The organism is Bradyrhizobium sp. P2_E8 (genome assembly GCF_056403875.1).
This window is the reverse complement of record NZ_JBFUES010000131.1, coordinates 1-11454: the sequence shown is the minus strand read 5'-3', so window position 1 is coordinate 11454 and position 11454 is coordinate 1. Positions and strand designations below refer to the sequence as shown.

The 11454-nt window shown below is 66.4% G+C and carries 9 protein-coding genes; all 9 read left to right on the top strand.

Translation table 11 applies throughout. The features are described 5' to 3' along the window. Window positions 1–1336, top strand: a 1336-nt coding sequence (locus AC1D00_RS10085; RefSeq protein WP_477010569.1) for a UDP-N-acetylmuramoyl-tripeptide--D-alanyl-D-alanine ligase, incomplete at its 5' end; no start/stop codon positions are given. A gap of 161 nt (window positions 1337–1497) precedes the next feature. Next, entirely contained in the window at window positions 1498–2601 is a 1104-nt protein-coding gene (gene mraY / locus AC1D00_RS10080; RefSeq protein ID WP_011089345.1) for a phospho-N-acetylmuramoyl-pentapeptide-transferase, read from the top strand. A gap of 7 nt (window positions 2602–2608) precedes the next feature. Next, the gene (murD, locus tag AC1D00_RS10075; protein WP_477010568.1) at window positions 2609–4009 is read left to right on the top strand and encodes a UDP-N-acetylmuramoyl-L-alanine--D-glutamate ligase; all 1401 of its coding nucleotides are present in this window, start codon (window positions 2609–2611) and stop codon (window positions 4007–4009) included. Window positions 4010–4248: 239 nt separating this feature from the next. Next, window positions 4249–5400, top strand: coding sequence for a putative lipid II flippase FtsW (gene ftsW / locus AC1D00_RS10070; protein WP_027544664.1), 1152 nt, complete (start codon window positions 4249–4251; stop codon window positions 5398–5400). A gap of 110 nt (window positions 5401–5510) precedes the next feature. Continuing rightward, entirely contained in the window at window positions 5511–6611 is a 1101-nt protein-coding gene (gene murG / locus AC1D00_RS10065; RefSeq protein ID WP_135175851.1) for an undecaprenyldiphospho-muramoylpentapeptide beta-N-acetylglucosaminyltransferase, read from the top strand. Between the two features lie 123 nt (window positions 6612–6734). Further along, window positions 6735–8138 carry a UDP-N-acetylmuramate--L-alanine ligase gene (murC, locus tag AC1D00_RS10060; protein WP_477010567.1) on the top strand — a complete coding sequence of 468 codons (1404 nt, stop codon included), beginning with the start codon at window positions 6735–6737 and terminating at the stop codon, window positions 8136–8138. Between the two features lie 187 nt (window positions 8139–8325). Beyond that, window positions 8326–9243: a UDP-N-acetylmuramate dehydrogenase gene (gene murB, locus AC1D00_RS10055; protein ID WP_477010566.1), complete on the top strand. Its 918-nt coding sequence runs from the start codon at window positions 8326–8328 to the stop codon at window positions 9241–9243. Window positions 9244–9367: 124 nt separating this feature from the next. Then, window positions 9368–10354 carry a D-alanine--D-alanine ligase family protein gene (locus AC1D00_RS10050; RefSeq protein ID WP_477010565.1) on the top strand — a complete coding sequence of 329 codons (987 nt, stop codon included), beginning with the start codon at window positions 9368–9370 and terminating at the stop codon, window positions 10352–10354. A gap of 339 nt (window positions 10355–10693) precedes the next feature. Beyond that, window positions 10694–11454, top strand: a 761-nt coding sequence (locus AC1D00_RS10045) for a cell division protein FtsQ/DivIB (RefSeq protein ID WP_477010564.1), incomplete at its 3' end; no start/stop codon positions are given.

The following is an 11454-nucleotide window of genomic DNA, read 5'->3' as shown; positions in this document are numbered from 1 at the left end:
GGGCGCTGCCGGATCATTCCCGGGCACGCCTATCGACTTCGTGACGCAGGACAGCCGCCTGGTGAAGCCGGGCAGCCTGTTCGTCGCGCTCAGCGGCACGCCGAGCGGTGGCTTCATCTCGGCCTTCGCCAGCGCGCGCGACGGCTGGGAGTTCGCCGACAAGGCGGAAGCCTCGGGCGCGGTCGCGATGATCGTGCCGCACGAGATCGCGGGCATCCGTATCCCGCAGATCGTCGTGAAGGACACGCTGATCGACGGCCTCTGGGGCCTCGCGCGCGCCGCACGCGCGCGCTTCAGCGGGCCGGTGATCGGGCTCACAGGCAGCGCGGGCAAGACCAGCACCAAGGAATTCCTGGCGGCCTATCCGAGCGCCTATGCCAGCCCGTCGAGCTTCAACAATTTCTGGGGCGTGCCGCTGACGCTGTGCAATGCGCGGCCCGATGCCAGCCTCTGGGTCGTCGAGATGGGCATGAACCAGACGGGCGAGATCGCGCGGCTCAGCGAGTTGACGCGGCCGACCGTCGCGCTCGTCGTCAAYGTCCAGCCGGTGCATCTGGAAAAGCTCGGCTCGCTCGAGGCCATCCGGCGCGAGAAGGTCTCGATCGCGCTCGGTCTGCAGGAGAATGGCGTGCTGGTGCTGCCCGCCGGGCTCAAGGCATCCGAATGGAAGGGCAAGGTGGTGCGCTTCGGCGAGCATGCCGAGGTGCACGAGGTCACGCACGCGCCGCATGGCGAGAGCTGGCAGGTCGTCGCGATGATCGGCAAGAAGCAGATCGCCTTCAGCCTGACGCCGGGCGCGCCGCACCGCGTGCAGAATGCGCTCGCCGCGCTCGCTTCGATCCGCGCGGCGAATCTCGATGCCGCGACGCTCGCGATCAAGCTCGACCGCGTCGGCATCATGACCGGCCGCGGCGTCGAGCAGGCGGTCGGCGGTGTCACCGTGATCGACGACAGCTTCAACGGCAATCCGGCCAGCGTGGCTGCTGCGCTGCAAAGCCTGCAGGCGCGCAATGTGACTGGTGGCCGCCGCATTGCGGTGCTCGGCGATATGCTGGAACTGGGCGATGACGCACCGAGCTACCACACCGGCCTCACCAAGCATCTTGAAGGCATCGATGGCGTCTATTGCGTCGGGCCGCTGATGCGCCACCTCTACGACGTGCTGCCGGCCGGCAAGGGCCTTGGCTGGCACGACGATCCCGCCACGCTGAAGCCGGGCGAGGTCGCAAGCCTGCTGAGGGCAGGCGACGTCGTGGTTGTCAAGGGCAGCAAGAAGATGTTCTGGGTCAACAAGTTTGTGCCGGGCCTAGTGGCCGCCTTGCAGGCAAAGGCGTAAACTGCTTGGAAGGCGCTGTTCCCGAATCCCACCCTTTGCGGCGCGAAGCTTTTTCCCAGAGGTCGCCCGACCCCATGATGAAGACCAGCGAATGCGCGTGAGGCACGCTGAGGCCAAGATTAAAACCAAGGCCCGTGCGAAGGCGCCATAGGACCGACTGAATGTTTTACTGGCTGATCGAGCTCTCCAACACATTTCCGGGCTTCGGTGCCTTTCGCACCTTCCTGAACGTCTTCCGTTACATCACCTTCCGCACCGGCGGCGCGGTGGTCACCGGCGCGCTGTTCGTGTTCCTGTTCGGGCCCTGGATCATCGATCATTTGCGTATCCGACAGGGCAAGGGCCAGCCGATCCGGACAGATGGACCGCAATCGCATCTCGCCAAGAAGGGCACGCCCACCATGGGCGGGCTGATGATCCTGTCCGGCCTCACGGTCGGCACGGTGCTGTGGGCCAACCCGCTCAATCCCTATGTCTGGATCGTGCTGGCGGTGACGCTCGGCTTCGGCTTCGTCGGCTTCTATGACGACTACCTGAAGGTGACCAAGCAGACCACGACCGGATTCGGCAGCAAGCTTCGCCTGCTGATCGAGGCGGCCATCGCGCTGGTGGCCTGCTACGCGCTGGTGCGCCTGAATCGCGATCCCGCGTCGACCGCGCTGACGATCCCGTTCCTGAAGGACACCGTGCTGCATTTCGGCTGGTTCTTCGTCGTGTTCGGTGCCTTCGTCATCGTCGGCGCCGGCAATGCGGTGAACCTCACCGACGGTCTCGACGGCCTCGCCATCGTGCCCGTGATGATCGCGACCGCGAGCTTTGCGATGATCGCCTATCTCGCCGGCAACGCGGTGTTCGCCGACTATCTCCAGATCAAATATGTCGCCGGCACCGGAGAGCTTGCGGTGCTCTGCGGCGCGCTGCTGGGCGCCGGCCTCGGCTTCCTCTGGTTCAACGCGCCGCCGGCCTCGATCTTCATGGGCGACACCGGCTCGCTCGCGCTCGGTGGCATGCTCGGCGCCATCGCGGTCGCGGTGAAGCACGAGATCGTGCTCGCGGTGATCGGTGGCCTGTTCGTGCTGGAGGCGGTCTCCGTCATCGTGCAGGTGGTGTCGTTCAAGCTCACCGGAAAACGCATTTTCCGCATGGCGCCGATCCACCACCATTTCGAGCAGCTCGGCTGGACCGAGCCGCAGATCGTGATCCGCTTCTGGATCATCTCGGTGATGCTGGCGCTGGCCGGCCTCTCGACGCTGAAGCTGCGGTGATCGATCGATGATCCCGGTTACGTCCTTCGCCGGCAAGACAGTCGCGGTATTCGGCCTCGGCGGCTCGGGGCTCGCGTCCTGTCACGCGCTGAAAGCCGGCGGCGCCGAGGTGATCGCCGCCGACGACAATGCCGACAACGTCGCCAAGGCCGCGCAGGCCGGTTTCATCACCGCGGACCTGCGCAACGTCTCCTGGGCGAATTTCGCAGCGCTGGTGCTTGCGCCCGGCGTGCCGCTGACCCATCCCGTGCCGCACTGGAGCGTGCTGAAGGCGCGCGAGGCCGGCTGTGAGGTGATCGGCGACATCGAGCTGTTCTGCCGCGAGCGGCGGCGCCATGCGCCGGATGCGCCGTTCGTCGCCATCACCGGCACCAACGGCAAGTCGACCACGACGGCGCTGATCGCGCATCTCACCAAGGTCGCCGGCTACGACACCCAGATGGGCGGCAATATCGGCACCGCGATCCTGTCGCTGGAGCCGCCGCGCACGGGCCGCGTCCACGTCATCGAGATGTCGTCCTACCAGATCGACCTCACCCCCTCGCTCGATCCCTCAGTCGGCATCCTGCTCAATGTCAGCGAGGACCATATCGATCGTCACGGCACCATCGCGCACTACGCCGCGGTGAAGGAGCGCCTCGTCGCCGGCGTGCAGGCAGGCGGCACCTCGATCGTCGGCGTCGACGACGGGTTTTGCCGCGACATCGCCGACCGGCTCGACCGCGCCGGCAAGAACGTGGTGCGCATCTCCGTCAAGAATCCGCTGGCGAGCGGCATCCATGTCGAGCACGGCACCATCGTGCGCACCGCGGGCGGCGCCCGCAGCGAAGTCGCCAAGCTCGGCGGCATCGGCTCGCTGCGTGGCCTGCACAACGCGCAGAACGCGGCCTGCGCCGCCGCCGCCGCGCTCGCAATGGGTATCAGCTTTGAGGTGCTTCAGAACGGCCTGCGCAGCTTTCCGGGCCTTGCACATCGCATGGAGCAGGTCGGCCGCCGCGGCAACGTGCTGTTCGTCAACGACTCCAAGGGCACCAATGCGGATGCCACCGCGCATGCGCTGTCGTCCTTTGCCGACATCTTCTGGATCGCCGGCGGCAAGCCGAAGGCCGGCGGTATCACAAGCCTCACGGGCTTCTTCCCGCGCATCCGCAAGGCCTACCTGATCGGCGAGGCCGCGCCGGAGTTTTCCGGCACGCTGGGGACACAGGTCGCGCACGAGATCAGCCAGACGCTGGACGTTGCGGTCGAGCACGCCGCGCGCGACGCGGAAGCCTCGGGCCTCACGGATGCGGTCGTGCTGCTCTCGCCCGCCTGCGCGTCCTTCGATCAGTACCGCAACTTCGAGATCCGCGGCACCAAGTTCCGCGAGCTGGTGCAGGCGCTGCCGGGCGTGAAGCCGGTGGTGTGACGCAACGCCCCCGTCCCTCACTCCGCTGTCATTGCCCGGCTTGACCGGGCGATCCAGTACGCCGCGGCTGTCGTTATGAATCTCGACGGCTCTGGAATACTGGATGCCCCGCCTTCGCGGGGCATGACGAGCATTTGAGGTGAGGGCTCCCTCTATCTCGAAACATTCCCGTTTCCTTAACCCCCCGTAAACCAACCTCGGCGACCAATGGGCTGACCTCCGTCCGAAAGCGGCCGCCCATGCTCTCCCGTGAAGAACGCACCCCCTTTTCCGAGTGGTGGTGGACCGTCGACAAGCCGCTGATGGGCGCCATCTTGGCGCTAATGCTGACCGGCGTGATCCTGTCGCTGGCGGCGAGCCCGCCGGTTGCGACCCGCATCGGGCTCGATCCCTTCCATTTCTTCAGCCGGCACGTGATGTTCCTGGCGCCGTCCTGCCTGGTGCTGCTCGGGGTCTCTTTCCTGTCGCCACGCGCGATCCGGCGAAGCGCGCTGCTCATCTTCGCGGTCAGCATCATCCTGATCGTGGTGACGCTCGCGATCGGCCCGGAGGTGAAGGGCTCGCGGCGCTGGATCACGCTGCTCGGCGTCAACATCCAGGCCTCCGAAATCGCAAAACCATCGTTCGTCGTCATCGCCGCGTGGCTGTTCGCGGAATCGACCAGGCGGCCGGAGATGCCGGCGACCTCGATGGCGCTGGTGCTGCTGCTGATGCTGGTCTCGCTGCTGGTGATGGAGCCGGATTTCGGCCAGACCATGCTGGTCCTGATGGTGTGGGGCTCCCTGTTCTTCATCGCGGGCATGCGCATGATCTGGGTGTTCGGGCTCGCCGGCCTCGGCGCCGCCGGGCTTTTCAGCGCCTACCTGTTCGTCCCGCACGTCGCCGGCCGCATCAGGCGCTTCATGAATCCCGCCTCGGGCGACACCTTCCAGGTCGATACCGCCATGGAGGCCTTCTACAACGGCGGCTGGTTCGGGCTCGGACCGGGCGAGGGCATCGCCAAGCGCAGCCTGCCGGACAGTCATACCGACTTCGTGTTCGCGGTCGCGGCGGAAGAGTTCGGTATCATCCTGTGCCTTGCCATGCTGGCGCTGTTCGCCTTCGTCGTCATCCGCACGCTGTCGCGGGCCTATGCCAATGAGGACATGTTCTCGCGCTTTGCGGCCTCCGGCCTTGCGATCCTGTTCGGCGTGCAGGCGGCGATCAACATGTCGGTCAACCTCCAGCTCATCCCGGCGAAGGGCATGACGCTGCCCTTCATCTCCTATGGCGGCTCCTCGATCGTGTCGCTCGCCTATGGCGTCGGCATGATGCTGGCGCTGACGCGGCTGCGTCCGCGCACCGAGGTCGAGGCCAGCGGCCACGCCGAGGCGATGCGCAGCTACGCGTAGTTCTTCGTCATTGCGAGCGCAGCGAAGCAATCCAGAATCCCCCCGCGGGGACAGTCTGGATTGCTTCGCTGCGCTCGCAATGACGGCGGAGGCCTTGTAAAAGGGCGTTCATGGACACCTCCCCCCTGATTCTTCTCGCCGCGGGCGGCACCGGCGGCCATCTGTTTCCGGCCGAGGCGCTCGGCGTCGAGCTGATCCGGCGCGGCTTTCGCGTGCGTCTCGTCACGGACGAGCGGGCGCTGCGCTACAGCGGGCTGTTCAGCAAGGACATGATCGACGTCGTCTCGAGCGAGACTGCGCGCGGCCGCAATCCGTTCCAGCTCGCCTACGCCGGTCTCACGCTCGCCGCCGGCACGCTTTCCGCTTACAGCCTGATCAAGCGATTGAAGCCGGTCGCCGTCGTCGGCTTCGGCGGCTACCCGACGCTGCCGCCGCTGGTCGCGGCAAAATTCGCCGGCGTGCCCGGCATCATCCATGACGCCAATGCGGTGCTCGGCCGCGCCAACCGGTTTCTGTCGAGCCGCGTCCGCGCCATCGCGACGTCGTTGCCGGGCGTGCTCGACCGCGACCCGGCGCTATCAGGCAAGACCACGACCGTCGGCACGCCGATGCGACCGGCGATCCTCGCCGCGGCCGCCGTGCCCTATGCCGCACCCGAGGCGAACGGCCCGCTGCGCCTGCTCGTCGTCGGCGGCAGCCAGGGGGCGCGTATCATGGCCGACATCGTGCCAGGCGCGATCGAGCGGCTCGAGCCTGCGCTGTGGGGCCGGCTCAGCCTCACCCAGCAGGTGCGCGACGAGGACATGAATCGCGTGCGCGCGGTCTACGACAGGCTCAAGATCAATGCCGAGCTCGCGCCGTTCTTTACCGATCTGCCGGCGCGGCTCGCCTCCAACCATCTGGTGGTGTCGCGCTCCGGCGCCGGCACCGTCGCTGAGCTCGCCGCCATCGGCCGGCCGTCGATCCTGGTGCCGCTGCCGGGCTCGATCGACCAGGACCAGTTCGCCAATGCCGGCGTGCTGGCCAAGGTCGATGGCGCGATCCGCATTCCGCAGACCGAGTTCACCTCGGATCGGCTGGCTTCCGAAATCTCCGCCTTCGCTGCCGAGCCGGCGCGCCTTGCCGCCATGGCTGCGGCCGCGAAGGGGGCAGGGCGGCTCGATGCCGCCGAGCGGCTGGCCGATCTGGTGGTCAAGGTCGCGGGAATCTGACGCGAAAAAGCCCTTGTCTTCGCCTTCTAAAGCGGGGCATCCAGTAGGAAAGGCGCGCGGCTGATTTGGCCGTGACCTTCGCCAGATGCCGCCGTCTCCGGCGGCGAGGTCAGGGAACAGAGCATGAGACTGCCGCGCGAGATCGGACCCATCCACTTCGTCGGGATCGGCGGGATCGGCATGAGCGGGATCGCCGAGGTGCTGGTCAATCTCGGCTACGCCGTGCAGGGCTCGGACGCCTCCGACAATTACAATCTCGACCGTCTGCGCAAGAAGGGCGCCAAGGTCTCGGTCGGCCACAAGGCGGAGAATGTCGACGGCGCCGCGGTCGTCGTCGTGTCCACCGCGATCAAGCGCGACAATCCGGAATTGATGGCGGCGCGCGAACGGCGCATCCCTGTGGTGCGCCGCGCCGAGATGCTGGCCGAGCTGATGCGGCTGAAGAGCTGCGTCGCCATCGCCGGCACCCACGGCAAGACCACCACGACGACGATGGTCGCGACGCTGCTCGATTCCGGCGGGCTCGATCCCACCGTCATCAATGGCGGCATCATCAACGCCTACGGCTCCAACGCGCGTCTCGGCGCCGGCGACTGGATGGTGGTGGAAGCCGACGAGAGCGACGGCACGTTCCTGAAGCTGCCGACCGATGTTGCGATCGTCACCAATGTCGACCCTGAGCATCTCGATCACTTCAAGACCTTCGAGGCGGTGCAGGACGCGTTCCGTCATTTCGTCGAGAACCTGCCGTTCTACGGCTTTGCCGTGATGTGCATCGATCATCCCGTGGTGCAGAGTCTCGTCGGCAAGATCGAGGATCGCCGCATCATCACCTACGGCGAGAATCCGCAGGCCGATGCGCGACTGGTCGATCTCACCCCGACGGGCGGCGGATCGAAGTTCAAGGTCGCGTTCCGCGATCGCAAGACCGGCGCCGTGCACGAGATCGCCGATCTCATGCTGCCGATGCCGGGCCGCCACAACGCCTCCAACGCGACGGCCGCGATCGCGGTCGCGCGCGAGCTCGGCGTGTCGGACGAGGCGATCCGCAAGGCGATCGCCGGCTTCGGCGGCGTCAAACGCCGCTTCACCAAGACCGGCGAATGGAACGGCGTCACCGTGATCGACGACTACGGCCACCACCCCGTTGAGATCGCGGCGGTGCTGAAGGCGGCGCGGGAATCCACCAACGGCAAGATCGTCGCCGTGGTGCAGCCGCATCGCTACACCCGCCTGCAATCGCTGTTCGAGGAATTCTGCACCTGCTTCAACGATGCGGACGCGGTTGTTGTCGCCGATGTCTATGCCGCCGGCGAAGCGCCGATCGAAGGTATCGACCGCGATCATTTCGTCACCGGCCTGCGCGCCCATGGCCACCGTGAGGTGGTCCCGCTGCCGGCGGCGCCGGAGCTCGCGGGCATCGTCAAGGGGCTCGCGACATCGGGCGATCTCGTCGTGTGCCTTGGGGCCGGCAACATCACGCAATGGGCGTATGCACTGCCCGGCGAATTGAAGGCGCTGGGGTGAGCATGCGCTTGTGTAACTCATCTGGGGCCACACGGCACACCGCGCTCCCTCCCCCCTTGCGGGGGAGGGTGGGGGAGAGGGGTGGCGACAAACTCCAATCTCGCTTGGGGCTACCCCCCTCCCTGACCCTCCCCCGCAAGGGGGGAGGGAACGGAAGCAGTGTGCTTCCCTCAATTGAGGGAGTTGCATGACCTTCCCCGASATCACCCYCGCCCTCAAAGCCGCGATGCCTGATCTGCGCGGCCGGCTGCTGGCCAACCAGTCGCTCGCCGAGCTGACCTGGTTTCGCGTCGGCGGTCCGGCGCAGGTGTTGTTCACGCCAGCGGATGAAGACGATCTCGCCTACTTCCTCGCGCATCTCGCAAGCGACATTCCTGTCTATGTCGTCGGCGTCGGCTCCAATCTGATCGTGCGCGACGGCGKCATTGCGGGCGTCGTGATCCGGCTGGCGCCGCGCGCCTTCGGCGAGGCGAGCGCGAGCGACGACATTGTTACGGCAGGCGCGGCTGCGCTCGACAAGCGCGTGGCGGAGGTGGCGGCATCCGCCAACATCGGCGGGCTCGAATTCTACTTCGGTATTCCCGGCACGATCGGCGGTGCGCTGCGCATGAATGCGGGCGCCAATGGCGGCGAGACCAAGGACGTGCTGATCGAGGCGCGAGGCGTCGGCCGCGATGGCACAAAGCACGTCTTCTCCAATGCCGACATGAAGTTCGTCTATCGCAACAGCGGCGTCGACCCCTCCGTCATCTTCACGTCCGCGCGCTTTCGCGGTGAGGTCAAGGATGCGGACGCGATCCGCGCGCGCATGGCGGAGGTGCAGAGCCATCGCGAGACCGCGCAGCCGATCCGCGAAAAGACCGGCGGATCGACCTTCAAGAATCCGCCCGGCCATTCCGCCTGGAAGCTGGTGGACGCCGCCGGCTGCCGCGGCTTGCGCGTCGGCGGCGCGCAGGTCTCGGAGATGCACTGCAATTTCCTGATCAACACGGGCGATGCCACCGCGCACGACATCGAGACGCTGGGCGAGACCGTGCGCGAACGCGTGAAGGCCAATTCCGGAATTGAGCTGCACTGGGAAATCAAGCGGATCGGGGTTTCATGATCACCGTCATTCCGGGGCTCGCGAAGCGAGAGCCCGGAATCCATAACCACGATCGGGAGTATGGATTCCGGGCCTGCGCCTTGCGGCGCATCCCGGAATGACGACTGGATAGGTAACGGAAGACATGCGCATCACCATCCTCTTCGGCGGCTCCAACCGGGAGCGTCTGGTCTCGGTTGCCTCGGCCCAGGCGCTGCATCAGGCGCTGCCCGAGGCCGATCTCTGGTGGTGGGACGTCGAGGACAAGGTGCATGTGGTGCAGTCGAAGCAGCTGCTCGAACATGCTCGCCCCTTCGAGGACGAGTTCAAGCCCGGCACATCAGGCATTCCGCTGGCGCAGGCGCTCGACCAGGCCAGGGCGGAAGACCGCGTGCTGGTGCTCGGCCTGCATGGCGGACGTGCCGAGAACGGCGAACTGCAGGTGATGTGCGAGGCGCGCGGCGTGCCGTTCACCGGCTCGGGCTCGGCCTCCTCGCATCTCGCCTTCGACAAGATCGCGGCGAAGCACTTCGCCGCACTCGGCGGCGTGACACCGCCGGCAAACATTGCACTGGACGATATCGACGAGGCCTTCGCCGAATACGGCCGGCTGATCGCAAAGCCGGCGCGGGACGGGTCGAGCTACGGCCTCATCTTCGTCAACGCCAGGCAGGACCTCGTCGCCGTCCGCAATGCCGCGAAGCACGAGGAGTATGTGATCGAACCCTATATCGCCGGCATCGAGGCAACCTGCGGCGTGCTGGAGCGCGCCGACGGCTCGATCGTCTCGCTGCCGCCGATCGAGATCATTCCGGGCGAGGGCAATTTCGACTACGTCGCAAAATACCTTCTGAAATCGACCCAGGAGATCTGCCCGGGCCGTTTTGCACCCGAGATCACCGCCGCCCTCAAGGAGCAGGCGATGCTGGCGCACCGGGCGATGTCCTGCACCGGCTATTCCCGCTCGGACTTCATCGTCTCGGCCAAGGGCCTCATCTATCTCGAAACCAACACGCTCCCCGGGCTGACCAAGTCCTCGCTCTACCCCAAGGCGCTGAAGGCCGAGGGCATCGCGTTCGTCGACTTCCTGCACGGCCTGGTCGAGCTCGCCGGGCGGGGTGTGCGGAAATAGTTAGGACTGGTTAACGGCCAAACGGGCGAAACGGCCCGCTTTGGGCCCCAAATCCGGTAAAATGCCGGACATCGCGGCATAAATGCCTCACAGGGCTGGGCAAAAAGCGTCCGGCGTTAACGAAGTTTACCTTTTGTTTACCAGGACATCCGAAGGTTAACGCTGGCGGCGCATATGGCGCTTTGGCTGCCGGCGCGTGAGCTGTTGCGGGTGAGGTCACCTCCAGCGAACGCTTTGATGGGAGAGGCTTCGTCTGCTGATCCGGCCCGGCAAGTCCGAGACGTCATGTTCGCCAGGACCCGCGCGATGTCGCGGGCAAACTGTTGACGAGCTCGTGCAATGGATGGTGCAGGAAGCCTCACCCGGTCGCTTCTGAGATCGCTGAGGCCCCAAGCTGATCTGAAGGCGGCCGCTATCGGAGCGGTCGTGCTTCTGCGCGAGTGGGTGCAGGACAAGCGCGTCGAGGTTCGCGCTGCCGCCAAGGACAAGATCAAGACCAAAGCGAAGGCCAAGGCGCTGGTCGAGCGCGAGCCGCCGCCGCGCGTGGTCGCGCTGGTCGAGCGCTATCTGCCGCGCCGGGTCGGGATCAGCATGACCGTGCTGCTGCTGATCGGGAGCTGCGGCTTCGGCATCGTCAAGGGCGGCCACCTCCAGGATTTCGTCACGGCGGTCAGCGACGCCCGCAACGCGATGGCCAATTCCGCCGGCTTCCGCATCACCTCCGTCGTGATCAACGGCCGCAAGCAGCTCACCCAGGACGAGATCCTCGCGATCGGCGGCGTCAGCGGCCGTTCCTCGCTGTTGTTCCTCGACGCCGACGCCGTGCGCGACAAGCTCAAGGCCAATCCCTGGATCGCGGATGCGACCGTGCTGAAGCTCTATCCGGGCCAGCTCATGATCGAGCTCACCGAGCGCAAGGCGTTCGCGCTGTGGCAGGAGGCCGGCCGCCTCTCCGTCATCGCCGACGACGGCGCGGTGCTCGAGCCCTATGTCTCGCGCCGGTTCCTGGCGCTGCCGCTCGTGGTTGGCAAGGGCGCCGACACGCAGGCCCGTGATTTCCTCGCGCTGCTGGCGCGCTATCCGCAGGTCAACTCGATCAC

Bases quoted from the DNA above. Each gene is read 5' to 3' on its own strand.
- AC1D00_RS10050 (WP_477010565.1), top strand. From the start codon at position 9,368: ATGCGCATCACCATCCTCTTCGGCGGCTCCAACCGGGAGCGTCTGGTC.
- murG (WP_135175851.1), top strand. From the start codon at position 5,511: ATGGACACCTCCCCCCTGATTCTTCTCGCCGCGGGCGGCACCGGCGGC.
- murC (WP_477010567.1), top strand. From the start codon at position 6,735: ATGAGACTGCCGCGCGAGATCGGACCCATCCACTTCGTCGGGATCGGC.
- mraY (WP_011089345.1), top strand. From the start codon at position 1,498: ATGTTTTACTGGCTGATCGAGCTCTCCAACACATTTCCGGGCTTCGGT.
- murD (WP_477010568.1), top strand. From the start codon at position 2,609: ATGATCCCGGTTACGTCCTTCGCCGGCAAGACAGTCGCGGTATTCGGC.
- ftsW (WP_027544664.1), top strand. From the start codon at position 4,249: ATGCTCTCCCGTGAAGAACGCACCCCCTTTTCCGAGTGGTGGTGGACC.